This window comes from Ferrovibrio sp. (assembly GCF_041906005.1).
Classification (GTDB): domain Bacteria; phylum Pseudomonadota; class Alphaproteobacteria; order Ferrovibrionales; family Ferrovibrionaceae; genus Ferrovibrio.
In genome coordinates, this window is the sequence record NZ_JAYRJY010000001.1 from 3,288,685 (window position 1) to 3,315,219 (window position 26,535).

24 protein-coding genes are annotated in these 26,535 nt (G+C 64.5%); 12 read left to right on the forward strand and 12 right to left on the reverse strand.

The window, feature by feature from the left end; translation table 11 throughout:
• Positions 1-1,080: a phosphoribosylformylglycinamidine cyclo-ligase gene (gene purM, locus ACE3OO_RS16175; RefSeq protein WP_374304469.1), complete on the reverse strand. Its 1,080-nt coding sequence runs from the start codon at positions 1,078-1,080 to the stop codon at positions 1-3.
• A 168-nt stretch (positions 1,081-1,248) separates the two neighbouring features.
• Between purM and ACE3OO_RS16180 the strand changes: the two genes are divergently transcribed.
• From ACE3OO_RS16180 to ACE3OO_RS16190, 3 genes are read left to right on the forward strand one after another with little or no spacing between them, the layout of a single operon-like run.
• On the forward strand, positions 1,249-2,271 hold the full coding sequence (locus ACE3OO_RS16180; RefSeq protein WP_374304470.1) for a DUF2066 domain-containing protein: 1,023 nt from the start codon (positions 1,249-1,251) through the stop codon (positions 2,269-2,271).
• Positions 2,268-3,344, forward strand: coding sequence for an AI-2E family transporter (locus ACE3OO_RS16185; protein ID WP_374304471.1), 1,077 nt, complete (start codon positions 2,268-2,270; stop codon positions 3,342-3,344). The genes ACE3OO_RS16180 and ACE3OO_RS16185 overlap by 4 nt, the downstream gene beginning before the upstream one ends.
• Before the next feature lie 6 nt (positions 3,345-3,350).
• A complete protein-coding gene (locus ACE3OO_RS16190) occupies positions 3,351-4,019 on the forward strand; it encodes an AAA family ATPase (protein WP_374304472.1) in 669 nt (222 codons plus the stop codon).
• A gap of 604 nt (positions 4,020-4,623) precedes the next feature.
• Here the strand turns inward: ACE3OO_RS16190 and ACE3OO_RS16195 are convergent.
• Together ACE3OO_RS16195 and ACE3OO_RS16200 are read right to left on the reverse strand one after the other, a co-directional pair.
• The gene (locus tag ACE3OO_RS16195; protein ID WP_374304473.1) at positions 4,624-4,797 is read right to left on the reverse strand and encodes a DUF4169 family protein; all 174 of its coding nucleotides are present in this window, start codon (positions 4,795-4,797) and stop codon (positions 4,624-4,626) included.
• 12 nt (positions 4,798-4,809) lie between these two features.
• Positions 4,810-5,340: a histidine phosphatase family protein gene (locus ACE3OO_RS16200; RefSeq protein WP_374304474.1), complete on the reverse strand. Its 531-nt coding sequence runs from the start codon at positions 5,338-5,340 to the stop codon at positions 4,810-4,812.
• Positions 5,341-5,473: 133 nt separating this feature from the next.
• On the opposite strand from ACE3OO_RS16200, the gene ACE3OO_RS16205 reads away from it, so the two are divergent.
• Positions 5,474-7,714, forward strand: coding sequence for an RNA degradosome polyphosphate kinase (locus ACE3OO_RS16205; RefSeq protein ID WP_374304475.1), 2,241 nt, complete (start codon positions 5,474-5,476; stop codon positions 7,712-7,714).
• Entirely contained in the window at positions 7,689-9,203 is a 1,515-nt protein-coding gene (locus ACE3OO_RS16210) for a hypothetical protein (protein ID WP_374304476.1), read from the forward strand. The genes ACE3OO_RS16205 and ACE3OO_RS16210 overlap by 26 nt, the downstream gene beginning before the upstream one ends.
• Before the next feature lie 3 nt (positions 9,204-9,206).
• On the opposite strand, the gene rnd is transcribed toward ACE3OO_RS16210, so the two are convergent.
• The gene (gene rnd, locus ACE3OO_RS16215; protein WP_374304477.1) at positions 9,207-10,385 is read right to left on the reverse strand and encodes a ribonuclease D; all 1,179 of its coding nucleotides are present in this window, start codon (positions 10,383-10,385) and stop codon (positions 9,207-9,209) included.
• A 148-nt stretch (positions 10,386-10,533) separates the two neighbouring features.
• Between rnd and aspS the strand changes: the two genes are divergently transcribed.
• From aspS to ACE3OO_RS16230, 3 genes are read left to right on the forward strand one after another with little or no spacing between them, the layout of a single operon-like run.
• The gene (gene aspS / locus ACE3OO_RS16220; RefSeq protein WP_374304478.1) at positions 10,534-12,321 is read left to right on the forward strand and encodes an aspartate--tRNA ligase; all 1,788 of its coding nucleotides are present in this window, start codon (positions 10,534-10,536) and stop codon (positions 12,319-12,321) included.
• 21 nt (positions 12,322-12,342) lie between these two features.
• Positions 12,343-12,975: a MarC family protein gene (locus ACE3OO_RS16225; protein WP_374304479.1), complete on the forward strand. Its 633-nt coding sequence runs from the start codon at positions 12,343-12,345 to the stop codon at positions 12,973-12,975.
• A gap of 39 nt (positions 12,976-13,014) precedes the next feature.
• Positions 13,015-13,977 carry an alpha/beta hydrolase gene (locus ACE3OO_RS16230; protein ID WP_374304480.1) on the forward strand — a complete coding sequence of 321 codons (963 nt, stop codon included), beginning with the start codon at positions 13,015-13,017 and terminating at the stop codon, positions 13,975-13,977.
• 6 nt (positions 13,978-13,983) lie between these two features.
• On the opposite strand, the gene ACE3OO_RS16235 is transcribed toward ACE3OO_RS16230, so the two are convergent.
• The 4 genes from ACE3OO_RS16235 to ACE3OO_RS16250 form a co-directional block, all read right to left on the reverse strand.
• Positions 13,984-15,111: a VIT1/CCC1 transporter family protein gene (locus ACE3OO_RS16235; RefSeq protein WP_374304481.1), complete on the reverse strand. Its 1,128-nt coding sequence runs from the start codon at positions 15,109-15,111 to the stop codon at positions 13,984-13,986.
• A 21-nt stretch (positions 15,112-15,132) separates the two neighbouring features.
• Positions 15,133-15,600, reverse strand: coding sequence for a CAP domain-containing protein (locus tag ACE3OO_RS16240; RefSeq protein WP_374304482.1), 468 nt, complete (start codon positions 15,598-15,600; stop codon positions 15,133-15,135).
• Between the two features lie 441 nt (positions 15,601-16,041).
• Positions 16,042-17,301, reverse strand: coding sequence for a hypothetical protein (locus ACE3OO_RS16245; RefSeq protein WP_374304483.1), 1,260 nt, complete (start codon positions 17,299-17,301; stop codon positions 16,042-16,044).
• A 267-nt stretch (positions 17,302-17,568) separates the two neighbouring features.
• Positions 17,569-21,225, reverse strand: a complete 3,657-nt coding sequence (locus tag ACE3OO_RS16250; protein WP_374304484.1) for a vitamin B12-dependent ribonucleotide reductase — start codon at positions 21,223-21,225, stop codon at positions 17,569-17,571.
• A gap of 253 nt (positions 21,226-21,478) precedes the next feature.
• Here ACE3OO_RS16250 and ACE3OO_RS16255 point away from each other — a divergent pair, with 253 nt between their 5' ends.
• The 4 genes from ACE3OO_RS16255 (at position 21,479) to ACE3OO_RS16270 (ending at position 23,471) form a co-directional block, all read left to right on the forward strand.
• The gene (locus tag ACE3OO_RS16255; protein ID WP_374304485.1) at positions 21,479-22,033 is read left to right on the forward strand and encodes a hypothetical protein; all 555 of its coding nucleotides are present in this window, start codon (positions 21,479-21,481) and stop codon (positions 22,031-22,033) included.
• Positions 22,034-22,158: 125 nt separating this feature from the next.
• A complete protein-coding gene (locus ACE3OO_RS16260) occupies positions 22,159-22,503 on the forward strand; it encodes an NADH:ubiquinone oxidoreductase subunit NDUFA12 (protein ID WP_374304486.1) in 345 nt (114 codons plus the stop codon).
• A gap of 18 nt (positions 22,504-22,521) precedes the next feature.
• The gene (gene mlaD / locus ACE3OO_RS16265; protein WP_374304487.1) at positions 22,522-23,037 is read left to right on the forward strand and encodes an outer membrane lipid asymmetry maintenance protein MlaD; all 516 of its coding nucleotides are present in this window, start codon (positions 22,522-22,524) and stop codon (positions 23,035-23,037) included.
• A gap of 14 nt (positions 23,038-23,051) precedes the next feature.
• Positions 23,052-23,471, forward strand: coding sequence for a DUF2155 domain-containing protein (locus tag ACE3OO_RS16270; RefSeq protein WP_374304488.1), 420 nt, complete (start codon positions 23,052-23,054; stop codon positions 23,469-23,471).
• Here ACE3OO_RS16270 and aat read toward each other — a convergent pair.
• The 4 genes from aat to aroQ are packed head-to-tail and all read right to left on the reverse strand — an operon-like array spanning position 23,408 to position 26,438.
• The gene (gene aat / locus ACE3OO_RS16275) at positions 23,408-24,079 is read right to left on the reverse strand and encodes a leucyl/phenylalanyl-tRNA--protein transferase (RefSeq protein WP_374304489.1); all 672 of its coding nucleotides are present in this window, start codon (positions 24,077-24,079) and stop codon (positions 23,408-23,410) included. The genes ACE3OO_RS16270 and aat overlap by 64 nt on opposite strands.
• Positions 24,080-24,125: 46 nt before the next feature.
• On the reverse strand, positions 24,126-25,469 hold the full coding sequence (gene accC / locus ACE3OO_RS16280) for an acetyl-CoA carboxylase biotin carboxylase subunit (RefSeq protein WP_374304490.1): 1,344 nt from the start codon (positions 25,467-25,469) through the stop codon (positions 24,126-24,128).
• Between the two features lie 15 nt (positions 25,470-25,484).
• Positions 25,485-25,976, reverse strand: coding sequence for an acetyl-CoA carboxylase biotin carboxyl carrier protein (gene accB, locus ACE3OO_RS16285; protein WP_374304491.1), 492 nt, complete (start codon positions 25,974-25,976; stop codon positions 25,485-25,487).
• Positions 25,977-26,012: 36 nt separating this feature from the next.
• Positions 26,013-26,438: a type II 3-dehydroquinate dehydratase gene (gene aroQ / locus ACE3OO_RS16290; RefSeq protein WP_374304492.1), complete on the reverse strand. Its 426-nt coding sequence runs from the start codon at positions 26,436-26,438 to the stop codon at positions 26,013-26,015.
• Positions 26,439-26,535 lie beyond the last annotated feature (97 nt).

The window sequence follows — 26,535 nt, forward strand, 5'->3', positions numbered from 1 at the left end:
TCAGTTCCAGGCGGTGTCGCAGTTGCGCATGCTCACCATCGGCTCGGCGCCGCGGTCCTGCTGCGCCTCGATCACGCCGATGCGGTGCACCTGCTCGCCCGCATTCTTCAGCTTCTGCATCACGGTGTCGGCCTTTTCCTTCGCCACCACCACCACCAGGCCGATGCCGCAGTTGAAGGCGCGCGCCATCTCGGCGTCGTCGATCTTCCCGGCCGATTTCAGCCAACGGAACACCGGCGGCAGGGTCCAGCCATTGGCGTCGATGATGGCATCGGTGCCATCGGGCAGTACGCGCGGGATGTTGTCGACCAGGCCGCCGCCGGTGATATGCGCCATGGCCTTGATCAGGCCCTCGCGCACCAGCGGCATGCAACTTTTCACATAGATGCGCGTCGGCACCATCAGGATTTCGGCCAGCGGCTTCGACGCATCGAACGGCGCGGGCGATTCGAAGGTCAGGCCATTATCGGCGATCACCTTGCGCACCAGCGAAAAGCCGTTGGAATGCACACCCGAGGATTCGATCCCCAGCAGCACGTCGCCCGGCTTCACGTCATGGGGCAGCAGCTTGCCGCGTTCGGCGGCGCCCACGGCGAAGCCGGCGAGGTCGTAGTCCTTGGCGGCATACATGCCGGGCATCTCGGCGGTTTCGCCGCCGGTGAGCGCGCAGCCGGCCTGGCGGCAGCCCTCGGCGATGCCGGCCACCACGCGGCGGGCGACATCCACTTCGAGTTTGCCGGTGGCGTAGTAGTCGAGGAAGAACAGCGGCTCGGCGCCCTGCACCAGGATGTCGTTCACCACCATGGCGACGAGATCGATGCCCACGCCGTCATGCCGGCCGGTCTCGATGGCGATTTTCAGCTTGGTGCCGACGCCGTCGGTCGACGAGACGAGGATGGGGTCGGTGAAGCCCGCGGCCTTGAGGTCGAACAGCGCACCGAAGCCGCCGAGGCTGGCATCGGCGCCCTTGCGGCGGGTGGAGGCGGCCAGCGGCTTGATGGCATCGACCAGGGCCTCGCCAGCGTCGATATCGACTCCGGCGGCCTTATAAAGCGGCGACGTGTTGATGGTGGCCTCCACGATGGGCTATGGTGGGCGGTGTGCGCTAATCGTGGCAACATACTCATTCCCCCTGTCTTTGCAATGCTCCTTCGGCGACCGCTAACGGCTTGTTTTGCTTTCATATTTAGCGCCGCGCTGATCCTTGCCGCGTGGCCTGACGCCATGGCCCAGGCCGGGACTCAAGGCATGGCCCAGGCGGCCAGGCCGGCCGACCCCTTCAGCGTGGCCGGCGTGGCCGTGGATGCCAGCGCCGAGAGCGCGGCGGCCGCCCGTCCCGTGGCGCTTGCCGAGGGCCAGCGCCGGGCCTTCGCGCAACTGCTGCGCCGCCTGACCCTGCCCGACGATCATGGCCGCCTGCCGCGCCCCAGCGAGGCGATCCTGAACGACACGGTGGCCGGCTTCGGCATCGACGAGGAGCGCACCTCGGCCACGCGCTACATCGGAAAGATCACCGTGCAGTTCCGCGCCGACGCGATCCGCCGCCTGCTGCAGGAAGCGCGCATTCCGTATTCCGAGACTATGAGCCGGCCGGTGCTGGTCGTGCCGGTGTGGCAGACGGCGGACGGCGTGCATATCTGGGACGCGGCCAATCCCTGGCGCGATGCCTGGCTGCGCCGGCCCGATACCGACAGCCTGGTGCCGCTTTCCGTGGCGCCGGCTTCGCCCGATGGCGCGGGCCCGTCGCTGGACCGGCTGATGAACGCGCCCGACGATCTGCGCGCCATCATGCGCAAGGGCAATTACGACGACGTGCTGATCATGACGGCGACCCTGCAGCAGGCCGATCCCGGCCATGTGCGCATCGACCTCTATGCCCAGCACCAGGGGCCGGCCGTTTTCCTGAACAACCTCGACATGCTGACCGTCACCGGCGGCACGGTGGAGGAGACATTGCTGACCGCTGCGCTGGAGCTGACGCGGCGGATCGAGGCGCGCTGGAAATACGCCACCGTGATCGACCTGGAAAAGCAGGGCCAGCTCAGCGTGATGGCCGGCTTCGGCAGCCTGGCTGAATGGACGAAACTGCGCGCGGCGCTGGCCGCCGTGCCGATTGTGCGCAAGGTGGATGTGCTGCAGCTGTCGCATCGTGATGCGCAGCTTCGCCTGGACTTCTACGGCGAGCCGGCCCAGCTCGGCACCGCGCTGGCGCAGCGCGACATCGTGTTGACCGAGCGCGACGGCTATTGGGAAATGCGGGGCCGCAAGTGACCCAGCGCGAGCAGATGGCCGCCTGGACCGGCATCCTCATCGTCACCGTCGCGCTGCTGATCGTGCTGGGCGATATCCTGCTGCCCTTCGTGGCCGGCATGGCGGTGGCCTATTTCCTCGATCCGGCCGCTGACTGGCTGCAACGGCGCCGCGTGCCGCGCTGGCTCGCCACGCTGCTGATCCTGTCGGTGTTTTTCCTCGCCGTGGCTCTGGTGATCGTGTTGCTGGTGCCGCTGGTGCGCGACCAGTTCGACCGCTTCCTGGTGCATCTGCCCGAATATGCCGCGCTGTTCCAGGATCGCGTGCTGCCCTGGCTGCTGGGCTGGGCGCAGCGGCTGGGCCTCGATCTCAACATGGACCTGAAGGCGGCGCTGAACGGCAACCGCGACGAGATCATGAAGGTGCTGGGCGGCATTGTCACCGGCCTGCTGGGCGGCGGACAGGCGGTGTTCAACCTGCTGTCGCTGATGGTGATCACGCCGGTGGTCAGCTTCTACCTGCTGCGCGACTGGGATGTGCTGGTGGCCAAGATCGATTCCTTCCTGCCGCTGGATCATGCCGAGACGATCCGCGAACAGGCCGGCGAGATCGACAAGGTGCTGGCCGGTTTCGTGCGCGGCCAACTGCTGGTCTGCCTGTGCCTGGCGGCCTTCTACGGCATCGGGCTCACCGCGCTGGGCCTGCAATTCGGCCTGTTCATCGGCATTACCGCCGGGATGATCTCGTTCATTCCCTATGTCGGCACCACGCTGGGCTTCGTGGCCTCCGTGGGCGTGGCGGTGGCGCAGTACTGGGACGACCCGCTATGGATCGGGCTGGTGGCCGGGCTGTTCATCATCGGCCAGCTGATCGAGGGCAATTTCCTGCATCCGGTGCTGATCGGCGACCGCGTCGGCCTGCATCCGGTCTGGATCATGTTTGCCCTGCTGGCGGGCGGCAGCCTGTTCGGCTTCGTCGGCATCCTGCTGGCGGTGCCGATCTTCGCCGTGATCGGCGTGCTGGCGCGTTTCGCGCTGGAACGCTACCGCGAAAGCTGGCTCTACAAGCCCGGCGCGCCGAAGAAACCCGAGTAACATTTCATGGCGCCCAAGCAACTCAGCCTCGGCCTCAGCCTGCCGACGTCATGGGCGCGCGAGGATTTCCTCGTCGCCGACGGCAATGCCGACGCCCTGGGCTGGATCGACCGCTGGCCCGGCTGGCCGAACGGCATCCTCGTGCTCTACGGCCCACCCGGCAGCGGCAAGACCCATCTGGCGCATATCTGGGCGGCGCAGGCCGGCGCGCGGATCGTCGGCGCGGAGGCCGTCACGGCCGGCAATGTCGATGCATTGGCGCAGGGTCCGCTCTGCGTCGACGATGCGGATGGCATTGCCGATCCTGCCGCTTTGTTCCATCTGATCAACCTGATCCGCGAGCGCGGGCATTCCCTGCTGCTGACCGGCAGCGCGCCGCCGGCCCAATGGCCTTATGCACTGCCTGACCTGATGTCGCGCCTGAAGGCCATGCCGGCGCAGGGTATCGCCGAACCCGACGATGCGCTGCTGGGCGCCGTGCTGGTCAAGCTGTTTGCCGACCGCCAGCTCGCTGTTGGCGAAGAGGTGGTGAAATACCTGGTGCCGCGCATCGAACGCTCGTTCCATGCCGCGCGGCACTGGGTGGCGGCGCTGGATGCCGCAGCTTTGGCCGAAAGCCGCGCCGTCACCGTGGCGCTGGCGCGCAAACTGCTGGAGCAGCAGATAAGCGCATAACCAGATATGCAATTGATGCGGGATTTTGAATCCAGATCAGACTGGTATTGTAACTTCATGTGAAACAACTACCGTGAGGCGGTGCTTCATTCGCCACGCTGCTGGAGGGAACATGGCTTCGCGTTCTGTGTGGGTGTGCTTTATCAATTTTACGCCTTATACCCTAAGCTGGGAGCCCGGGAATCCTGATAGCGGTATATGGAATTCCAAGCCGCCTGCTATGGTATTGCCAAATTCGGCAGTCATATTTGAAAATGACTCAGATGGTTTTATGACCGGCGCAGCCGGATGCGCAAACTTCAACGTACTAAGCCCGCCGTCTGATCTCTCGTGCGATATTACTTGGAACAATCCTTTCGTGGGCGCCAATTCTTTTTCGACGAGTTGCACTCAGCCGGGTTTGGCTATTGGGTGGCAAGGTAAACTCACCGGCCGAAATATTTATATGGTTGTCTCATTGGTTTGCTCATCCGATTGATTCTGTCAGGCAGTCCGTCATCAAGCGAAAATTGACGCATATAGGTTGGTGCTGTCGCGTTCCATAGAGGATCACCGCTGGAATGCTGCGCTGGCGCGCAAGGTCCTGGGCAGGGGGCGGCGCCAGCTAGTCCAGCTTCTTGCCGTCGAGGTCTTTCGCGGCGCGCGCGGTTTCTTTTTCCTGCTGTTTCCGCTGGGCCTTGGGCTGGCCGAACCTGACGCGGTTCTCGGCCGCGCGCTCTTTCGCCTCGCCGCGTTCGCGCGCCTTGCGCATCTTGTTCAGGTTCACCACGTCGCCCATGCGGCGATCCTATCAGTCTTTCAGTTGTGCCGGCACCACGAAGCTGGCGAGGAAGCCGGCCTTGGGCGCAACCTGGGCCCAGGCTTTCACCGGGAAAGCGATCTCGGCCAGGCCGCCGGTGGGATATTTTTCGGTCAGGCGATCCAGTGCGTCGCCGGCAGCACTGCCCGACAGGCGCGCGGCGAATTCCTCCAGGCCGGGATTATGGCCGATCAGCATCAATTCGCGGCAATCCGTCGGCGCGGCGCGGGTCAGCGCCAGCAGCGTGGTGGGGTTGGCCAGATAGAGGCTGGGTTCGAAGCGCACGGGAATGGGGTCTGGGGCGCCGCCGGACAGGCGCTTGTCCAGCCGCTCCCAGGTCTGGCGGGTGCGGGTGGCGGGCGAGCAGAGCACCAGGCAGGGCTGCAGGTTGCGCTCGGCCATATGGCGGGCCAGCGCCCGACACGCCTTCTTGCCCCGGGGGCTTAAGGGGCGGGCGAAGTCATCCAGTCCCGGATCGTCCCAGGCGGATTTGGCATGGCGCAAAAGCCATAGACGCAACATGGACTTATCCTATTTCTCAGAGGTGCCGGCGGGTTGTCGCCGCTTTGACATAAACCCCCGTTAGACCTATACCCGAAGGCGTCGACCGGCAGAGGGCTCGGGCGTATGGCCGGTAACGACAGAGGCATCTGATATGCAGCAAGTGGCCGATATTCTCCAGACCCCGGTGACCAGCGGCGCGGCGATTCCGAGCCGACCGCCGATCACGGTCAGTCCGCGCGACCGGTTCATCAACCGCGAATTGTCGTGGCTGGCCTTCAACCTGCGCGTCATGGAAGAGGCCAACAATCGGCGCTACCCGCTGCTGGAACGCCTGCGCTTCCTCTCGATTTCGGCCAACAACCTGGACGAATTCTTCATGGTGCGCGTGGCCGGCCTGCACGGCCAGATCAAGGCCGGCATCGAGGAGCACAGCCAGGACGGCCTGACGCCGGCGCAGCAGCTTGCCCGGATCAACGAGGCGGCCGCCGACCTGATGAACCGCCAGCAGGCCTGCTGGCGTTCGCTGACCCTGGAACTGGCCGAGGCCGGCATCCAGGTGCTGGAACCCGAGCAGCTTACTGCCGACGACCGGCGCTGGCTGGAGGATTATTTCCTCGCCCATGTGTTTCCCGTTCTGACCCCGCTGGCCATCGATCCGGCCCATCCATTCCCGTTTATCCCGAATCTCGGTTTCGCAATGGTGATGCAAATGCGACGGGTTCGTGACGGTCGCAGCCTGAATGCGCTGCTGCCGTTGCCGAGCCAGGTCGATCGCTTCACCCGTCTGCCGGGCGACGGCATCCGCTTCCTGTCGCTGGAGAACCTGGTCGGCCTGTTCCTCAACAAGCTGTTCCCGGGTTACGAAATCCTCGGCTCGGGCCTGTTCCGCATCACGCGCGACAGCGATATCGAAATCGAGGAAGAAGCAGAGGATCTGGTGCGCCTGTTCGAGACGGCGCTGAAGCGCCGCCGGCGCGGCAATGTGATTCGCCTCAAGATCAATGCCGGCATGCCGGAAGACCTGCGGCGTTTCGTGTGCGAGGAACTGGAAGTCAATCCGCAGGCGCTGATCGTTGTGGACGGCATCCTGGGGCTGGCCGATACCAAGAGATTGATCGTTGATGATCTGCCGGACCTGAAATTCCCGCCTTTCAGCCCGCGCTTCCCCGAGCGTATCCGCGATTATGGCGGCGATTGTTTCGCCGCGATCCGCGCCAAGGACCTGGTTGTCCATCATCCCTATGAAAGTTTCGACGTGGTGGTGCAGTTCCTGCGCCAGGCCGCGGCCGATCCGCATGTGGTGGCGATCAAGCAGACACTGTACCGCACCTCGGACGACAGCCCCATCGTGCGCGCGCTGATCGAGGCGGCGGAAGCGGGCAAGTCGGTGACCGCGCTGGTCGAGTTGAAGGCCCGCTTCGACGAGGCCGCCAACATCAAATGGGCGCGCGACATGGAACGTGTCGGCGTGCAGGTGGTCTATGGCTTCATCGAGCTGAAGACCCACGCCAAGATCTCGCTGGTGGTGCGGCGCGAGAGCGGGCACCTGAATACGTATGTGCATTTCGGCACCGGCAACTATCACCCTTACACGGCGCGGGTTTACACTGACCTGAGCTTCTTCACCGACGATAACGACCTGGGCCACGACGCCACCTGCCTGTTCAACTTCCTGACCGGTTATGCCGCGCCGGAAAACCTGAAGAAGGTGGCGATTTCGCCCTACACGCTGCGACCGCGCCTGCTGGAACTGATCAACGAGGAAATCCGCCATGCCGAGGCCGGCCGCCCGGCGGCGATCTGGGCCAAGATGAACAGCTTGGTCGACCCGGTGGTGATCGACGCACTGTATCAGGCCAGCCAGGCCGGCGTGCAGATCGACCTGATCGTGCGCGGCATCTGCTGCCTGCGGCCGGGCGTGGCAGGGCTTTCCGAGAATATCCGGGTAAAGAGCCTGATCGGCCGTTTCCTCGAGCATTCGCGCATCGTCTGCTTTGGCGCCGGCAAGGGCCTGCCTTCGCCAGAGGCGAAAATCTTCATCTCGTCTGCCGACTGGATGCCGCGCAATTTCGACCGCCGCGTCGAGGTTCTGATCCCGATCGAGAATGCGACGGTGCATGAGCAGATCATGGACCAGATCATGGTGGCAAACCTGAAGGATCAGGCGCAGAGCTGGTGGCTGGGCGCCGACGATCAGTATGTACGCGCCTCGGAAGCGCCGGATGCCTTCAGCGCGCATACCTATTTCATGACCAATCCCAGCCTGTCGGGCCGCGGCAAGGCATTGAAGAAACCCGAGGCGATCCCACGCCTCAAACTGAAGGATGGGCTGGGCGAAGTGCCGGCCGAAACCCTGGTAGGCAAGAGTGGCCGTCGCGCAAACAATCAGTAAGGTTGCTCCGTCGCAGGCCGCGTCGCCGCTGCCGTTCGGCGTCATCGATGTCGGTTCCAATTCCGTGCGCCTCGTGGTGTTTGACGAACCACTGCGCCTGCCGACCGCCATGTTCAACGAAAAGGTGCTCTGCGGCATTGGCCGGGGCTTAAGCGAGACCGGTGCGCTGGATGCCGAAGGTGCCCGGCAGGCCCTGGCGGCAATCCGCCGTTTCGTGGTTCTGGCCCGTCACATGGATGTGCGCTCGCTGCAGATCGTGGCGACGGCCGCCGTGCGCGATGCCAGCAACGGCGCCGAATTCGTGGCCCAGATCGAACGTGATACCGGCGAAACCGTGCGTGTGCTGTCGGGCCAGGAAGAGGCGACCTATTCGGCTTACGGCGTGCTGTCCGGCATTCCCGATGCCTGCGGCGTGATGGGCGACCTGGGTGGTGGCAGCCTGGAACTGGTGTCGCTGGACGGAAACAAGCTGGGCGACAGCGTGACCCTGCCGCTGGGGCCGCTACGCATCGCCAACCTGGGCAATTACGGCGTGGTGAAAAGTTTCATCGACGAGAAGATCGCGGGCGTCGACTGGCTGAAGAAATGGAAGGGCCGTTCGCTGTATGCCGTGGGCGGCTCGTGGCGTGCCATCGCCCGTGTGCACATGGCACAGAAGCATAGTCCGCTGCATATCATTCACCAGTATACGCTGGGCCGCGCCGAGGCGAGCGACTTCACCCGCCTGATCGCCAAGCAGAGCAAGGAATCGCTGTTGCGCGTCGAAGGCGTGCCGCGCCGGCGCCAGGATGCGCTGCCATTGGCCGCGCTGGTGATGCGGCGTGTGATCAAGGCGCTGGAGCCCAAGGATATCGTGTTCTCGGCCAACGGCCTGCGCGAGGGTCTGGCCTATGCGCTGCTGACCGAAAAGCAGCGCGCCGAGGATCCCTTGCTGGCCTATTGCCGGCACATGGCCCAGCGTGAAAGCCGCTTCGCCGAACACGGCGCCGAGCTGGATCGCTTCATCGCGCCACTTTTCGAGCGCGATCCCGCCGATCGTGCCCGCATCCGCCTGGCGGCGGCGATCCTGGCCGATACGGCCTGGCGTGTGCATCCCGATTATCGAGGCGAGCAGTCGCTGGGTATCATCCTGCACGCGCCATTCGGCGCCATCACCCAGGATGAGCGCGCCTTGCTGGCGCTGATCGTGTTCACCCGTTATGTGGGCACGGCCAGTGATCCCAGCGCCGCGCCGGCCTGGCAGATGCTGAATGCCGAACAGGTTGAATATGCCCAGCGTATCGGCCTGGCCATGCGGCTGGGCCAGACACTGTCGGGCGGTGTGCCCGGCATCCTGTCGGATTGCAAATTGCGCCCGAATGGCAATGGCATCGTGCTGGAAATTCCGGCCCAGCATGCCACCCTGGACGGCGAAGCCGTGCAGCGCCGCATGGAATCCTTCGCCAAGGCGCTGAACCGCAGTGGCGAAGTGCGCGTCCTGAAACGCTGAATCCTATTTCTTCAGCTCAACCAGCTTGATGCGGTTGCCTTCAGCGGCCAGCGCCAGTTCGCCGTGCTTCAGGCGCAGCGCGTCGTTGCCGAAAATCTCGCGGCGCCAGCCATGCAGGGCGGGTACGTCGGCCTTGTCATCGGCGGCGATCTTGTCCAGGTCGGACGAGGAGGCGAGCAGCTTCTGCGCGACGTCGAAATCGTCGCATTTCATCTTCAGCAGCACCTTCAGCAACTCGACCAGCGGGCCGATGCCGCGCGGCAGCTCGGCTTCCCTTTCCATCACCGGCCAGGTCTCGCGCGGGCTGGCGAGTTTCTCGGCGATAGCGGCCAGCAGGCCGGTGCCCATCTTGCCCTCGGCAAAGCCTTTCGACAGGCCGCGCATGCGCTCCAGGTCGTCGGCCACCTTCGGCGGATGGGCGGCGATTTCCATCAGGGTTTCATCGCGGATGATGCGCTGACGCGGGATGTCGCGGTTGCGCGCCTCGATCTCGCGCCAGGCGGCTGCGGCCTGCAGCACGGCCAGGTATTCCGGCTTGGTGGTGCGCGGCTTCAGCCGCTTCCAGGCATTCTCGGGTGGAATCTCGTAGGTGGCCGGATCGGCCAGCAGGGCCATTTCCTCGTTCAGCCAGTCGGCGCGGCCCGATTTCAGCAGGCGGGCGCGCAGCTTGTCGAAGCATTTGCGCAGATGGGTGACATCCGATAACGCGTAGCGCACCTGCTTGTCGGTCAGCGGGCGGCGGGCCCAATCGGTGAAACGCGAGGATTTGTCGATCTGCGCGCCAGCCAATTTGGAGGCGAGCTGTTCGTAAGACACCTGATCGCCGAAGCCGCAGACCATGGCGGCAACCTGGGTATCGAAGAGCGGGGCAGGGACTTCGCCCATCAGCTTGGTGAAGATTTCCAGATCCTGCCGGGCCGCGTGGAACACTTTCAGCACGGCGCGGTTGCGCAAAAGCTCGAACAGCGGTTCCAGCGACAGGCCTTCGGCCAGCGGGTCGATCACCCGGGCCTCCTCGGGGCCGGCCACCTGGATCAGGCAGACCATGGGCCAGAAGGTGGTTTCCCGCATGAATTCGGTGTCCACGGTCACATAGGGGACCGCGGCCAGCGAGGCGCAGAAACGGCTGAGTTCGTCAGTGGCGGTGATCGGGGCGGTGTTCGGGGTGGGGTCGGTACGCATGTTGGGCCTCATAGCATGCCGGGGCCCGGGGCCCAACCCCGCAGGCTGTTCCGGAAGGCGATTTTCCCCTAGGATCGGTCTTGACTTTCCGCCTCTGGCGGGGCCTGTTCCCGCTTTGATTTCCACTGCTTTTTCAACGGATTCCCCGATGTCCCGTTATCGTACGCATACCTGCGGCCAGCTCCGCCCGACCGAGGTCGGTTCCGAGGTCAAACTGGCCGGCTGGGTTCATCGCAAGCGCGACCACGGCAACCTGCTGTTCATCGATCTGCGTGACCATTACGGCATCACCCAGATCGTGGCCGAAAGCGGCTCGAACGCCTTCAGGCAGATGGAGGCCCTGCGCTCGGAATACGTGATCAGCGCGGTGGGCAAGGTGGTGGCCCGCACGCCCGAGACGGTGAACCCGAACCTGCCCACGGGCAGCGTGGAAGTGGTGGTATCCACCATCGAAGTGCTGGGCGAGGCCCAGGAGCTGCCGATGCCGGTGTTCGGCGAGCAGGAATACCCGGAAGACATCCGCCTGAAATACCGCTTCCTCGACCTGCGGCGCGAACGCCTGCACAACAACATCATCCTGCGTTCGAAGGTGATCTCGTCGATCCGCCGGCGCATGACCGACCAGGGCTTCATGGAATTCCAGACGCCGATCCTGACGGCGTCGTCGCCGGAAGGCGCGCGTGATTTCCTGGTCCCCAGCCGCCTGCATCCGGGCCGCTTCTACGCCCTGCCGCAGGCGCCGCAGCAGTTCAAGCAGCTGATCATGGTCTCGGGCTTCGACCGTTATTTCCAGATCGCGCCCTGCTTCCGCGACGAGGACGCCCGCAAGGACCGCTCGCCGGGCGAGTTCTACCAGCTCGATGTGGAGATGAGCTTCGTCGAGCAGGATGACGTGTTCAACGCCGTGGGTCCGGTGATCCATGGCGTGTTCCAGGAATTCGCCAACGGCCGCGATTGCGGCCCGCTGGACTTCCCGCGCATTCCCTATCGCGAGGCCATGCTGAAATACGGTTCGGACAAGCCGGACCTGCGCAACCCGATCATCCTGGCCGATGTGACCGAGGTGTTCCGCGGTTCGGGTTTTGGCGTGTTCGCCCGCAATATCGAGAACGGCGCGGTTGTGCGTGGCATCCCGGCACCGGGCGCCGCCGGCCGGCCGCGCAGCTTCTTCGACAAGATGAACGACTGGGCCCGCCAGGAAGGCGCCGCCGGCCTGGGCTATATCATCTTCGACAACGGCGAGGCGAAGGGGCCGATCGCCAAGTTCCTGGATGCCGATCGCGTCGCGCTGCTGAAAAAACTGGGCAACGTGAAGGATGGCGATGCCATCTTCTTCGCCTGCGACAAGGAACTGCCGGCGGCCAAGCTGGCCGGCCAGGCGCGTATCCGCATCGGTGACGAGCTGGATATCTGCGAGAAGAACGTCTTCAAGTTCTGCTGGATCGTCGATTTCCCGATGTTCGAGTATAACGAAGACGACAAGAAGATCGATTTCAGCCACAACCCCTTCTCGATGCCGCAGGGCGGGCTGGAAGCGCTCAACACCAAGGACCCGCTGGATATCCTGGCCTACCAGTACGACATCGTCTGCAACGGCGTGGAACTGTCGTCGGGCGCCATCCGTAATCATCGGCCTGAGATCATGTACAAGGCCTTCGAGATCGCGGGTTACGGCCCCGAGGTGGTGGAAGGCAAGTTCGGTGGCATGCTGAATGCGTTCAAGTTCGGCGCCCCGCCGCATGGCGGCATCGCGCCGGGTATCGACCGCATCGTCATGCTGCTGGCCGACGAGCCGAATATCCGCGAGGTCGTGCTGTTCCCGATGAACCAGCAGGCCCAGGACCTGATGATGCAGGCGCCCAGCGAGGTGACGATGAAGCAACTGCGCGAACTGCATATCCGCGTCGTTGCGCCCGACGCTGACAAGAAATCCTGATGATGTGACGGCGAAGCGGCCATGCTCGATGTCCTCGATTATGTCCGCTTCGGCCTCACGCTGTTTTCGATTCTCGATCCCTTCGCGGCGATCCCCTTATTCCTGTTGCTGACCGACAGCCGTTCGGCCCAGCAGCGTTCGGCCACGGCGCGCACCGCCGCGCTGGCCGTGTTCGTCACGCTGGTGGTGGCGGGCTTTTCCGGCGACCTGATCCTGCGCCTGCTGGGCGCCAGCCTGCCGGCCTTCCAGGTTGGCGGCGGCATCGTGCTGTTCCTGATGGCGCTCAGCATGATCAACGCCCAGCTCAGTCCCCAGCAGCAGACGCCGGAAGAAGCCAGCGAGGCGACTGATCGTTCCGCCGTCGGCGTGGTGCCGATTGCCATGCCGCTGCTGGTCGGCCCCGGTTCGATCTCGGCCACCATCATCTACATGGAACGCGGCGCCGGCTGGCCGCATAAGGGCCTGAGCGTGGCGATCCTGGCGCTGATCTGCGTGGGTATCTGGGTCGTGCTCAGGCTTGCGCAGCCGATCGGCGACCGGCTGGGCCGCACCGGCCTAAACATCCTCAACCGCATTTTTGGCTTGCTGCTCGCGGCGGTTGCGGTTCAAATCTTTGCCAACGGACTGCGCGGCCTGTTTCCCGCCCTGGGGTGAACAAAAGACGGGCTGACACAAAAGAAAGATCGCCTCGCCATGCTCGACCCGGAAGCCAAAGCCCTGCTCGATGCCGTAAAAGCGGCGAACCGCCCGGAATATGCCGATCTGGGCGCGGAAGGCGCGCGCAAGCTTTACAAGGATACGCGCGGCGCGGTGACGCCGCCGGCACCCGAGGTGTCGGAAATTGACAATATCGCCGCCCCGGGGCCGCATGGCCCGATCCCGCTGCGCTATTACCGCCCGGCCGGCGTGGACAAGAAGGAGCCGTTGCCAGCGCTGGTTTTTTACCATGGTGGCGGCTGGGTGATCGGCGATCTGGACACCCATGATGTGGCCTGCCGTACGCTGGCCAACGAGGCACGCTGTGCCGTGATCTCGGTCGACTACCGCATGGGGCCGGAACACAAATTTCCCTGCGCGGTGGACGATGCCTATGCCGCCCTGCTGTGGGTGGCGGCAGAGGCCAAGCGCCTGCGCCTCGATGCGGCACGTATTGCGGTCGGGGGGGATTCTGCCGGCGGCAACCTGGCCGCCGTGGTCTGCATCGCCGCGCGCGAGAAGACTAAATCAGGCGAAGAGGGCGTGCCGAAGATCGCCTACCAGTTGCTGATCTACCCTGCCACCGACATGCATATGCAGACGGGCTCGCACAAACGCTTCGCCGATGGGCATCTGCTGACGCGGTCGGCGATGGATTGGTTCCAGGCACAGTATCTGAACGGCGAGGCCGACCGCGACGACTGGCGCGCCTCGCCGCTGCGCGCGAAAAGCCTGGCCGGGTTGCCGCCGGCCTATGTCGTTGTCGCCGGCCACGACCCGCTGCGTGATGAAGGCGAGGCCTATGCCATGGCGCTGAAAGCCGCCGGCGTGCCGGTGGCCTTCCGTGAATTCCCCGGCCAGATCCACGGCTTCGTGGTAATGGGCAAGGCGATCCCGCAGGCCAACCAGGCCCTCGCTGAAATGGGCGTGGCGCTCAAGCTGGCGTTTGGGCAGGCGTAAGGCGGTTCAACCGCCCAGGCTCACGCCCACCAGTCTGCCGATGCCGTAGGTGATCGCCGCCGAGCCCAGGCCGATGGCCAGCTGGCGCAGACCGGAGAAGAGCAGGCCGCGCCCGGTGAACAAACTGGTGCCGGCGCCGATGGCAAACAGCGCCGCCGCGCTGGCGACGATGCCGGCCTGCACCGCCAGGGCGCCCTCGAAGAAAACAAACCCGAGCAGCGGAAACACCGCGCCAATGGCGAAGAGGGCAAACGAGGTCGCCGCTGCCGACCAGGCCGAGCCGCCGAGTTCGTCGGGGTCGATGCCCAGTTCCTCGCGCACCAGGGTATCCAGCGCTGTCGCCCGGTTGGCGATCATCTGGGCCGCCAGCCGTTGGGCCTCGTCCTGCGGCAGGCCCTTGGCCTGATAGATCAGGGCGAGTTCTTCCTGCTCTTCCTCGGGCGCCTGTTCCAGCTCGGCGGCCTCGGTGGCGATCTGGCCCTGATAGAGTTCGCGTGCGCTGTTGACCGACAGCCATTCGCCCATCGCCATCGAACAGGCGCCGGCCACCAGTCCGGCGATGCCGGTGAGCAGCAGGGTCTGGTTTTCGACGGCCGCGCCGGCCACGCCAGCCACCAGCGAGAGGTTGGAGACCAGGCCATCATTGGCGCCCAGCACGGCCGCGCGCAGGGCATTGCCGCCGCTGCGGTGGCGGCCTTCCAGCCGCGCCAGCGTGCTGCCCTGCATGCCATTGGGCAGGCCCTGGCCGATGGCTTGCAGGATGCGGGCATGGGAGCGCTCGGCCTGCGGTAGGCCGCTGGCCACGGCTTCGGCCTGGGTATCGTATTTGCCACTGTCGACGCGTTCGATGCCACCGATCACTGGCAGCACGAAGGCCGGCCCGAAACGACGGGCAAGAAAGCTCAGGGCCCGTGTGCGCCAGCCCGGCGATGGCGTGCGGATGCTCTTGCCCATGGCTTGCAGCTGTTTGCGCCAGACCTCGGCGTGCGCTTCCTCGATGCTGGCCAGACGGGCATAGACTTTGGCGATATCGGGATTGGGCTCGGCCTCGGCGAGGGCCCGGTAGAGACGCGCGCCATCCACTTCGCCCTGCAGGTTCTCGCGGAAGCGGTTTTCATTGGATGCATCAGTCATCATCGCCTCGGGTTCAATGGTTCAGTCAGAGCGCCCCAGCACCAGCACCCACAGCGCGCGGCGCGGATCGCCCGTGTCGATGCGTGTGTCGGCGCCGAGTTCGGTGACGTTCGGATTGAGCAGATTGCGGCGATGGCCCTCGCTGCCCAGCCACAATTGCACCACGCTGGCCGCGTCGCAGGCGCAAAGCGCCAGATTCTCGGCCGCCGCGCGGTATTGATACGGCGCACGGGCCAGACGCCGGGGCAGGTCGCTGCCGTCGCAGCCCTCATGCGCGAGTTTGCCGCAGCGTTGCAGGTCGGCGGCATGCTGCGCGGCTGCGGTGGCGAGCCGCGGATTCCAGGCCAGCGGCGGCAGGCGCGCATCCGCGCGGGCGGCATTCACGGCCTGCAGCAGACTCGCCTGCCAGTCGGCAACACCCTGCGCGGCGGCATTACCGCCCTGTAAGGCGAGCAGCAGTAAAAGGACGAGAGCAAACCGGACGGGCATCGCTTCAGGCTAGCGAAAGACGGTGCAGGTTGAAACCTTTGCGCCAGCCGGCATGGCGGACTGCCCGTCTTTAATCACATTACCGGCTTTTTAGCTGCGTATCGGGCCGGCCGGTTCTAGGGTCCGGATATGGTTACCGCGCCGCTGCAGCGGCAGCAGTTTGAGATTTCAGGAGCCCAGCGTGTCCACGGTGATTGAACCCCTCACATCCAGCGGCAGCCTCGTAATTCACCCCCGTCCGCTGGCCCGGCCGGTAGAGCCCATGGGGCCGGGTGCCGCAGTGCTCAAGACCGACCAGCGCGGGCCGCTCCAGGCCGGTGTCGGCAGCAAGATCGATCTTTCCGCGTAGACGTTTCCTCCCCGCGTAAGTCCCCCCAGACGAGGACCGCCCCTGCCAAAACGATGGCAGGGGCGGTTTGCATTCCAGGCAGGGGCAAAGGCTTAAGCGAAGCGGCTGCCGCCGATATAGCTGCTCAGGCCGCCGCCAAAGGAACCGCCGCCGCCAAACAGGCCAAGCAGGTATTGCGTGTTGTTGGCGCGCATCACCTGCTGCATCAGGCGCGGGCTGTAGGCACCCTGGGTGTTGTAGGGATCGTCGGTCTTGGACTTGTCGGTGCCGGTTTTCGTGCCGGTCTTGGTCTTGTCGGTGCTGGTCTTTTTCGGGTCCTCCGGGATCGCATTGGCCGGCAGATACTGTTTCAGTTCGGCAAAGGCGGCGCGCTGCTCGTTGGTGGTATAGCTCTTGGTTTCGTCGAAGACGATCGCGTTCAGCTCATCGCGCGTCAGGCCGGCGAAGGGATTGGTCTTGTCCCAGCCATTGAGAAAACGGGTGGCGAGCCGGGCGCGTTCGACGCGTTCGGGCGTGCCGGTCACGCTTTCGTTGTTGGCAATCGCCTTTTCGGCATAACTCAATTCCTTGGCCGCTTTGGCCAGCACGGCTTTTTCCAGCTCGTCGCGGCGGGCCAGCGCGGCGCGGCGTTCGTTCACCGTGTAGTCGCCGCCGTCATTGGCGATGATCGCGGTCAGCTGGTCGCGGTTCAGCGCGGCAAAGGGATTGGTCCCCTTGCCGTTCAGGAAGTCGGTCGCCTTCCTGGCCGAGGCCAGGCGCTCAGTTGTGCCCGAGGGCGGCACTTCCGCGTCATTGGCCTTCTTTTCGAATTCGTTTTTCGGCGTCAGCGTGTCCATCGTCAGCACATGGTCCTGACGGGCGAATTCGGCAAAGGCGGCGCGGCGTTCGTTCACCGTGTATTTGCCCTCGGCGTCGACGATCACGGCGGCGAGTTCGGTCGCAGTCTTGCCGCGGAAGGGATTGGCCGCCTTGCCGTCGATGAAGTCGCTGGCCTGCTTGGCGGCGGCCTTGCGGGCCGTATCGGCGGCGGCATTGCCGGTCAGCGGGGGCAGGGCGGTATCGGCCGCTTCGGCCTGTTTGGCACTGGTCAGGAAGATGGCCGAGAGGATGTCCTTCATCTTCTGGGTGATCTGTTCTTCCTCGTCCGGCGTGGCCGCTGCCTTGGCCTGTTCGGCCAGGGCGCGCAAGGCGGCGGGCGACAGCGTGACCTCGACGCCCAGATCCTGGCGCAGGTCGGTGGCGACCATCACCGGCTTTTGCGTGCCGCTGCTGCCGGTCTGCTCGCTGGCGGGTTTCGCAGTACCGGCGAGGATGGTGGCGGTGTAGCCGTAGGCGGAACTGATCGTGGTCATCGGTGGCTCGCTGTTTTAAGTCCGGATACGGACTTGCAAGCGACAGGCCACGGAATATTTCCGTTAAATTCTTGAAATACCTTTGCAAATTATTGCCGACAGCGGGCAGATCCTGCCGTACCGGCAAAAGCTGCCGGCTTCGCAATAAAAAGCCCCGATGGCCGAAAGGCCATCGGGCCAAGGTGCAATAAAAAGCCCCGATGGCCGAAAGGCCATCGGGGCGGGCCGGAGGAGAACGCCGGCGATCGTGTCGTACGGGCCGCCCGCTTACGAGCAGCCGGTGGTGCTGCCGCAGCTATCGCATTTCAGGCAGGTGCCGTTGCGGACCAGGGTGAAGTTGCCGCATTCGGGACAGGCATCGCCCTCGTAGCCCTTCATGCGTGCCTCGGCGATGCGCTCCATCCGGCTGCCGCCGCCCCCCATGGCGGTGGCCGACATCTCGACATGGGTGTGCGTGTCGGCGCTGACATGCATGACCGACATGCTCGGGCCATCGGTGCCGGTGGCCTGCAACTCGGCCGTGGCGGCGCGACCCTGACCGCCCTTGAGCACATAGAGGTTGGAGCGGATATAGCCGGTGGAGGCCACCGTGATGGCTTCCTTCTCCACCTGCAACTTCACGGCAGCCGGGCTTTCCTTGGCGCCGAGCGTGTCGTGGCGCAGGTCGTCGGGCTGCACATGAGCCAGATCCGTGCGGCCCAGATAGCTGACCGCCAGTTCGCGGAACACGTAGTCGAGGATCGAGGTCGACATCTTGATGACGTCGTTGCCCTCCACCATGCCCGAGGGCTCGAACCGGGTGAAGGTGAAGGCATCCACGAATTCCTCCAGCGGCACGCCGTATTGCAGGCCGATCGAGATCGCGATGGCGAAATTGTTCATCAGGCTGCGGAAGGCGGCGCCTTCCTTGTGCATGTCGATGAAGATCTCGCCCAGCTTGCCATGATCGTATTCGCCGGTGCGCAGATACACCTTGTGACCACCCACCACGGCCTTCTGGGTATAACCCTTGCGGCGCAGCGGCAGCTTCTGGCGACCGGCGACATGCTTCTCGACGATGCGCTCGGCGATGATCTGCGCGCGGGCTGCCATCGGGGCCTCCGCCACCTGTTCGGCGACGGTTTCACCGATGGCGTCGTCCGCGTCATCCTCCAGCACCTGCGCCTGCAGCGGCTGGCTGAGCTTGGAGCCATCGCGATACAGCGCCATCGCCTTGCAGCCCAGCTTCCACGACAGCATGTAGGCCAGCTTGCAATCCTCGACGGTGGCGAGGTTGGGCATGTTGATGGTTTTCGAGATCGCGCCGGTGATGAAGGGCTGGGCCGCTGCCATCATGCGGATATGGCTTTCCGCTGACAGGAAACGCACGCCATCCTTGCCGCAGGGATTGGCGCAGTCGAACACTGAAAGATGCAAGTCGCGCAGGCCCGGCGCGCCTTCCACCGTCATCGAGCCGCAGCAGTAGAGATTGGCGGCGGCGATCTCGGCGCTGCTGAAACCCAGCGCGGAGAGCAGGTCAAAGGCGGGATCGTCGAGCTGGGCATCGCTGAAGCCCAGGCTGCGGCAGAAATCGGCGCCCAACGTCCAGCGGTTCAGCACGAACTTGATGTCGAAGGCGCCGCGCAGGCCCTTCTCGGCCTTGGCGATGGCCTCATCGGTGAAGCCCTTGGCCTTCAGCGTCTCGTGGTTCACGCCCGGCGCGCCGTCCAGCGTGCCATGGCCCACGGCGTGGTCGATGATGGCCTTGATCTGGCCGTCATTGTATCCCAGCGTCTTGAGCGCCAGCGGCACGGTGCGGTTGATGATCTTGAAATAGCCGCCGCCGGCCAGCTTCTTGAACTTCACCAGCGCGAAGTCCGGCTCGATGCCCGTGGTGTCGCAATCCATCACCAGGCCGATGGTGCCGGTGGGCGCGATCACGCTGACCTGCGCGTTGCGATAGCCGTGCTGCTCGCCCAGTTCCAGCGCGCGGTCCCAGGCCGCTTCCGCCGCCGTCAGCAGGGCGGCATCGGGGCAACTGGCGTGATCCAGCGGCACCGGCATGGTGGACAGGCCCTCATAGCCGAAATGGTCGCCCCGCGCGGCGCGGCGATGATTGCGGATCACGCGCAGCATGTTGTCGGCATTGGGTGCATAACCGGGGAAGGTGCCCAGCTCGCCGGCCATCTCGGCCGAGGTGGCATAGGACACGCCGGTCATCAGCGCGGTGATGGCGCCGCACAGCGCGCGGCCCTGGTCGCTGTCATACGAGAAACCGCAAGACATCAGCAGGGCGCCAAGGTTGGCATAGCCCAGGCCCAGCGTGCGGAATTTGTAGGACAGCTCGGCGATTTCCTTGCTGGGGAACTGCGCCATCAAGACGCTGATTTCCAGCACCACGGTCCACAGCCGGGTGGCATGCTCGAAGCTTTCGATGTCGAACTTGCCATCCGCGCGGCGGAAGCACATCAGGTTCATCGAGGCGAGGTTGCAGGCCGTGTCGTCGAGGAACATGTATTCCGAGCACGGGTTCGACGCGTTGATGCGGCCATCGGCCGGGCAGGTGTGCCAGTCGTTGATCGTGGTGTCGAACTGGATGCCCGGATCAGCCGAGGCCCAGGCGGCATAGCCGACGCGGTCCCACAGCTGGCGGGCTTTCAGCACCTTGGCCGGCTTGCCGTCATTGCGGCGGATCAGGTTCCAGTCGCCATCCTGCTCCACGGCATGCAGAAAGGCGTCGTTCACGCGCACTGAATTGTTGGAATTCTGGCCCGAGACCGAAAGATAGGCTTCCGAATCCCAATCGGTGTCGTAGGCGGGGAATTCGATTTCGGTATAGCCCTGCTTGGCGAACTGGATCACGCGCTGGATATAGTTTTCCGGGATCATCGCCTTGCGGGCGGCGACGATCTCGCGGCGCAGCTGCGTATTCTTCTTGGCGTCAAAACGGCTCTCGCCGCTGCCGAGCTGGCAGGCGGCCATGATGGCGTTCAGATGCTTCTGCGACAGCTTGGAGCCGGCAACGAGGGCGGCGACCTTCTGCTCCTCGATCACCTTCCAGTCGATGAACTGCTCGATATCGGGATGGTCAATGTCGCAGATCACCATCTTGGCGGCGCGGCGCGTGGTGCCGCCCGACTTGATCGCGCCGGCGGCGCGGTCGCCGATCTTGAGGAAGCTCATCAGGCCCGACGACTTGCCGCCACCCGACAGGCGCTCATTCTCGCCACGCAGGCGGCTGAAATTGCTGCCGGTGCCCGAGCCGTATTTGAACAGGCGCGCCTCGCGCACCCACAGGTCCATGATGCCGCCCTCGTTGACGAGGTCATCCTGCACCGACTGGATGAAGCAGGCATGCGGCTGCGGATGTTCATAGGCCGAAGCCGACTTGGTCAGCTCGCCGGTCTTGAAATCCACGTAGTAATGGCCCTGGGCCGGGCCATCGATGCCATAGGCCCAGTGCAGGCCGGTGTTGAACCATTGCGGCGAATTCGGCGCGGCGATCTGCGCCGCCAGCATGAAGCGCATCTCGTCGAAGAAGGCGCTGGCATCGTCCTCGGAATCGAAATAGCCGCCCTTCCAGCCCCAGTAGGCCCAGGTGCCGGCCAAACGGTCGAAGACCTCGCGGCCGCTGGTTTCCTGGGTGGTGCGGTCTTTCTCGGGCAGGGCGGCGAGTGCCTCCGTGTCGGCCTCGCGGCGCCACAGGAAGTCGGGCACGTCGGCTTCTTCCACCGGCTTCAGGGCGACGGGCACACCGGCGCGGCGGAAATACTTCTGCGCCAGCACGTCGGCCGCCACCTGGCTCCAGCCGGCGGGCACTTCCAGCCGGTCGAGCTTGAACACCACGCTGCCGTCGGGATTGCGGATTTCGCTGGTCGTGGTCTTCCACTCCAGTCCTGCGTAAGCATCCTGCCCCGCAACCGTGAAATGCCGCTGAATCCGCATGGCTGTTCTCCCCGCCCGAACCTTAAGAAAAATCAGGATGTTGTGTTCTGGATGGTACAGTGATTATCGGGCGAAAATCCCAACATCTGGTTACCGCAGACCGCAACGAGGGCTAAATCTAGGGGAGGGAGATTGATTCTATCAAACGAGAAATCTTACTATATTTGGCCTTGTTCGATCTGTGTTCCCTTGACTGGATTTCGCCATATTTTGGCGTATGACTATGACTCGTTGAGTTATTCAGGATTCGCCGATGCGCCGCCTTCACCTTGCCGTTGTGATGATAGTCTCCGCCCTGGTCTGGGGGCTGGGCACGGGCCCGAGTCTGGCTCAGGACAAGGGGGCGCGGGCAGCAGCCGAGAAGCTGATGACGACCATCGGACTGGAGAAGCGGGTCGATATGGTCACCCAGCTCTATCTCAATTTCCTGCCCGCCAGCACGCCGGCGGAGCAGCAGCGCGCCGCCGATCTGCGCCAGCGCGCGCCCACGGCCGGGCCGCGCTTTCGTGGCGCCGTGGTGAACGCGGCGGCGCAGAGCTACAGCCGTTCGGAGCTGGAGGCGCTGGATGCCTATTTCGCCAGCGGCGAGGGCCAGCGCCTGTTGACCACCGCCATCACCCGCGCCGTGCTGGGGCTGGGCCAGAAGGGGCAGGTGAAGGGCAGCGACATCCTCAAGCCGGAGGAACTGCCGCGCGACAATCCGGCCTTGCAGGCGGCCGCCGTCAAATATCCGGCATTCGAGACCAAGGCGCGGGCCGAGTTGCAACGTGAATTCGCTCAGGAAATTGCCCTGATTACCGCACGTTAGACGATTTTACCGCGGCGAGCGGGGCTTGCCCTGCGGGGGCGGCAATGCCATAGTCCGCCCGAATTTCCAGCGGATTCCCGAGGCCATCTCTGGCCGGACGGCGAATTGGGACGGGGTTGCACAGCATGAGTCTGATCGGCACCAAGCTTTTTACCTGGTGGAAGGGCGAGGCCGTTGGCCAGGATACCTTCGGCAATCGGTATTTCCGCGCCAAGGATGGCAGCCGCAAGCGCTGGGTGATCTACAAGGGCAAACCCGAGGCATCGAAAGTGCCGCCGGAATGGCATGCCTGGCTGCATTACACCACCGACGAGGCGCCGATCCACGGCGTGCAGCACAAGCCCTGGGAAAAGGAGCATCTGCCGAACCTGAGCGGCACGCCCTATGCCTATCGCCCGGAAGGCAGCGTGGCCAAGAGCGGCCATCGTCCGGCGGCGACCGGCGACTACCAGGCCTGGCAGCCGGAATAAGCGGGCAACGAGGGCGGCATGAGCGGGAATCTGGTTGAAACCCTGATCGGCGCAGTCGTGCTGCTGGTGGCAGGCTTCTTTCTGGCCTTTGCCTATTCCACCGGCGGGGTCGGCAGTGGTCGTGTGTCCGGCTACGAGCTGCAGGCACGCTTCAATCGCGCCGATGGCCTGGTGATCGGCGGCGACGTGCGCCTCAGTGGCATCAAGATCGGCACGATTTCGGCGCAGAAGCTGGATCCCAAGACCTATGACGCGGTGATCACCTTCACCGTGGACAGCCGCTACGAACTGCCCGAGGACACCGCGCTCAAGATTGCCTCCGAGGGCCTGCTGGGCGGCAATTATCTCTCGGTCGAACCGGGTGGCAGCGACAAGATGCTGAAGCCCGGCAGTTTCGTGCAGTACACCCAGGGTTCGGTCAACCTGATGGACCTGATCGGTCAGGCGATCTTCAGTGCCACCGGTGCCGGCAATGGCAAGGACAAAGAGAAGGGCGACGACGCCACGCTCAGCCCGTTGCCCAAGGCCAACTGACGCCCGTGCATTCCGTGCTGCGCCGTCTTTTGTTTGTTGCCGCGCTGCTGCTCGCGCCGGCCGTCGCGGCGCAGATCCCCGAACCGCAGACGCAATATCCCTCCACCCCTATGCCCGTTGCGGTGCTGCAGGGTTTGGACAAGATCACCGCGCGCATCTACACCTTCGAGGCGCCGGTGGATCAGACCATCGGCTTCGGCACGCTGAAAGTGACCGTGCGGGTCTGCCGCAAGCGACCGCCGGAATATCCGCCCGAGAGCACGGCCTATCTTGAAATCGTCGAGCAACGGCCGGAACAGCAGGCCAATGCCCTGTTCAAGGGCTGGATGTTTGCCTCCAGCCCGGGCCTGAACCCGCTGGAGCACCCGGTCTATGACGTCTGGGTGATCGACTGCAAAACCAGTTCCGGCGGCGCATCCGGCGCCAGGCCGTAGAAATCGGCGCGGCGCGGCAGCGCGTCGAACAGCAACTCCAGATACCGCGCGCGCGGCACCTCGATGGCGCCGAACTGCTTCAGGTGCGGCGTCACGAACTGGGTATCCAGCAGCACGAAGCCGCCCGCGATCAGCCGCCCAACCAGATGCACCAGCGCGATCTTCGAGGCGTCGGTGGCGCGGCTGAACATGCTTTCGCCGAAAAAGGCCGCCCCCAGGCGCACCCCATACAATCCGCCGACCAGCGCGCCCGTGGCGTCATAGCATTCCACGCTGTGGGCAAAGCCCAACCGATGCAGTTCGGTATAGGCATCGCGGATCGTTGCGTTGATCCAGGTGGATTGGCGCTGGGGATGCTGCGTCGGTTCGGCGCAAGCCGTGATCACGGCGGGGAAATCGGTGTCCACCTTCACGGCATAGGGCGCCGCGCGCACTGTGCGGGCCAGCCGGTGCGGCAGGTGAAAGCCATTCAGCGGAATGATCCCGCGCCGCGTGGGGTAAACCCAGAAATAGCCAGGATCGTCGGCGGAATCCGCCATCGGAAAATAGCCGCGGGCATACGCCTGCAGCAGCAATTCCGGCGTGAGCGGTTCGGGATGCATGCTCATGATGACGAGCTAGTGCGCATCCCGGAAATCTCTAACCCCGCCAGCGTCAATTCTGGCGGGCGATGAATTCTTCCAGCCAGTGGATGTCATAGGCGCCGTTGACGAAATCGGGTTCGTTGATCAGCGCCAGATGCAGCGGAATGGTGGTTTCCAGCCCGCCGATCACATACTCCTCCAGCGAGCGGCGCAGGCGCATCAGGCATTCGTTGCGGCTGGTACCGTGCACGATCAGCTTGCCGATCAGCGAATCGTAATGCGGCGGAATCTGGTAACCGGTATAGAGCGCGCTATCGACGCGGACGCCCAGGCCGCCCGGCACGTGATAGTCGGTGACGCGACCGGGCGAGGGCGCGAAGGTGCGCGGGTTCTCGGCGTTGATGCGGCACTCGATGGCGTGGCCATTGAACTTGATGTCGTCCTGCGTGTAGCCCAGCGGCGCGCCGTTGGCGATGCGCAGCTGTTCGCGCACGAGATCCAGGCCCGTGATCATCTCGGTGACGGGATGCTCCACCTGCAGGCGGGTGTTCATCTCGATGAAATAGAACTGGCCGTTCTCGAACAGGAACTCGATCGTGCCGGCGCCGCGATAGCCCAATTTGGCGATGGCGTTCGCCGCGATCTTGCCGATCTGCTCGCGCTGGTCGGCATTCAGGGCCGGCGAACGGGCCTCTTCCAGCACCTTCTGGTGCCGGCGCTGCAGCGAACAGTCGCGCTCGCCCAGATGTACGGCATTGCCATGGCTGTCGCCGAAGATCTGCATCTCGATATGGCGCGGCCGGGCGAGATATTTCTCGACATAGACCGAGTCATTGCCGAAGGCGTTGCGTGCCTCGTTCTTGGCCTGCGCCAGCGCCGAACCGAATTCGGCCGGCGAGCGCACCACCTTCATGCCGCGGCCACCGCCGCCAGCCGTGGCCTTGATCAGCACGGGATAGCCCATGTCATCGGCCAGTTTCAGGCCCTGGGCTTCGCTTTCGATGGCACCGTCGGAACCCGGCACAACCGGCAGGCCAAGATCCTTGGCCACCTGCTTGGCCGTGATCTTGTCGCCCATCATCTTGATATGCTCGGACGTCGGGCCGATGAAGGTGATGCCATGGGCCTCGACGATCTCGGCGAACTTGGCGTTCTCCGACAGGAAGCCGTAGCCGGGATGGATCGCATCCGCGCCGGTGATCTCGGCGGCCGAGATGATCGCCGGGATGTTGAGGTAGCTCTGGTTGGAGGGCGGCGGGCCGATGCAGACGGATTCATCGGCGATGCGCACATGCATGGCATCGGCATCAGCGGTGGAATGCACCGCCACCGTGCGAATGCCCATCTCGCGGCAGGCGCGATGGATGCGCAGCGCAATCTCGCCGCGATTGGCGATCAGCACCTTGTCGAACATGGGAGACGCCCGGCCTTATTCGATGACCAGCAGGACCTGGCCGAATTCGACCGGCTGCTGGTTCTCGATCAGGATGCGGGCCACGCGGCCGCCCTTGGGGGCAGTGATCGGATTCATTGTCTTCATGGCTTCGACGATCAGCACGGTCTGGCCGGCATTGACGCTGTCGCCAACCTTCACAAAGGCTGCGGCACCGGGCTCGGGCGCAACATAGACGGTGCCGACCATCGGCGATTTCACGGCACCGGGATGGTTGGCGTCATCGCTGGCGGCCGCGGACGGCGCTGCGGCGCCGCCAGATACGGCAGGAGCCGGGGCATAGGCCGGCATGGGGGCGGCAGCCATCACGGTGCCACCCTTGGTGACCCGCACTTTCAGCGCCCCTTCATTCCACTCGATTTCCGTCAGGCCGGTTTCATTCAGCAGGTCGGCGAGATCGCGGATCATCTGCTGGTCGATGCGGCTGCCGGCCGGTTTGGCGGCTTTATCCTTAGGCGCGGATGCCATGCGCTACTCCTGTGATGCGTAGACTGTGAATGGGGTTCAGACGATATCGGCCAGCGCTTCCAGCGCCAGCACATATCCTTTCGGCCCGAAACCGCAGATCATCCCCTTCGCGGCAAGCGAGATATAGGAATGATGGCGGAAGTCTTCGCGCCGGTGGATGTTGGACAGATGCACCTCGACGCAGGGCTTCTCGGCGGCATTCAGCGCGTCGAGCAGGGCAACCGAGGTATGGGTATAGGCGCCGGCATTGATCACGATGCCGTCGGCGTGCGAGCGCGCTTCCTGAATCCAGTCGACCAGCTCGCCTTCGTGATTGCTCTGGCGGAACACGATGGCCATGCCCAGGCGCTTGGCGGCGGCCTGGCACAGCTTTTCCACGTCGGCCAGGGTGTCGCGACCGTAAATCTCGGGCTGGCGCAGGCCCAGCATGTTCAGGTTCGGGCCATTCAGCACATAAACCACGGGCGTAGAGGTTTTTGGCGTCGAGGCCCGAGATCCGGAAGCCCGGGATCCGGAAGCTTGGGGCCCGGAAGCCCTGCCACCCGACTTTTTCCGCTGC

Bases quoted from the DNA above. Each gene is read 5' to 3' on its own strand.
- aspS (WP_374304478.1), top strand. From the start codon at position 10,534: ATGTCCCGTTATCGTACGCATACCTGCGGCCAGCTCCGCCCGACCGAG.
- aat (WP_374304489.1), bottom strand. From the start codon at position 24,079: ATGAGCATGCATCCCGAACCGCTCACGCCGGAATTGCTGCTGCAGGCG.
- ACE3OO_RS16180 (WP_374304470.1), top strand. From the start codon at position 1,249: ATGGCCCAGGCGGCCAGGCCGGCCGACCCCTTCAGCGTGGCCGGCGTG.
- ACE3OO_RS16205 (WP_374304475.1), top strand. From the start codon at position 5,474: ATGCAGCAAGTGGCCGATATTCTCCAGACCCCGGTGACCAGCGGCGCG.
- ACE3OO_RS16255 (WP_374304485.1), top strand. From the start codon at position 21,479: ATGCGCCGCCTTCACCTTGCCGTTGTGATGATAGTCTCCGCCCTGGTC.
- ACE3OO_RS16195 (WP_374304473.1), bottom strand. From the start codon at position 4,797: ATGGGCGACGTGGTGAACCTGAACAAGATGCGCAAGGCGCGCGAACGC.
- accC (WP_374304490.1), bottom strand. From the start codon at position 25,469: ATGTTCGACAAGGTGCTGATCGCCAATCGCGGCGAGATTGCGCTGCGC.
- ACE3OO_RS16245 (WP_374304483.1), bottom strand. From the start codon at position 17,301: ATGACCACGATCAGTTCCGCCTACGGCTACACCGCCACCATCCTCGCC.
- ACE3OO_RS16190 (WP_374304472.1), top strand. From the start codon at position 3,351: ATGGCGCCCAAGCAACTCAGCCTCGGCCTCAGCCTGCCGACGTCATGG.
- ACE3OO_RS16225 (WP_374304479.1), top strand. From the start codon at position 12,343: ATGCTCGATGTCCTCGATTATGTCCGCTTCGGCCTCACGCTGTTTTCG.
- ACE3OO_RS16260 (WP_374304486.1), top strand. From the start codon at position 22,159: ATGAGTCTGATCGGCACCAAGCTTTTTACCTGGTGGAAGGGCGAGGCC.
- rnd (WP_374304477.1), bottom strand. From the start codon at position 10,385: ATGCGTACCGACCCCACCCCGAACACCGCCCCGATCACCGCCACTGAC.
- ACE3OO_RS16230 (WP_374304480.1), top strand. From the start codon at position 13,015: ATGCTCGACCCGGAAGCCAAAGCCCTGCTCGATGCCGTAAAAGCGGCG.
- ACE3OO_RS16235 (WP_374304481.1), bottom strand. From the start codon at position 15,111: ATGACTGATGCATCCAATGAAAACCGCTTCCGCGAGAACCTGCAGGGC.
- ACE3OO_RS16200 (WP_374304474.1), bottom strand. From the start codon at position 5,340: ATGTTGCGTCTATGGCTTTTGCGCCATGCCAAATCCGCCTGGGACGAT.
- ACE3OO_RS16240 (WP_374304482.1), bottom strand. From the start codon at position 15,600: ATGCCCGTCCGGTTTGCTCTCGTCCTTTTACTGCTGCTCGCCTTACAG.
- mlaD (WP_374304487.1), top strand. From the start codon at position 22,522: ATGAGCGGGAATCTGGTTGAAACCCTGATCGGCGCAGTCGTGCTGCTG.
- accB (WP_374304491.1), bottom strand. From the start codon at position 25,976: ATGGCATCCGCGCCTAAGGATAAAGCCGCCAAACCGGCCGGCAGCCGC.
- ACE3OO_RS16250 (WP_374304484.1), bottom strand. From the start codon at position 21,225: ATGCGGATTCAGCGGCATTTCACGGTTGCGGGGCAGGATGCTTACGCA.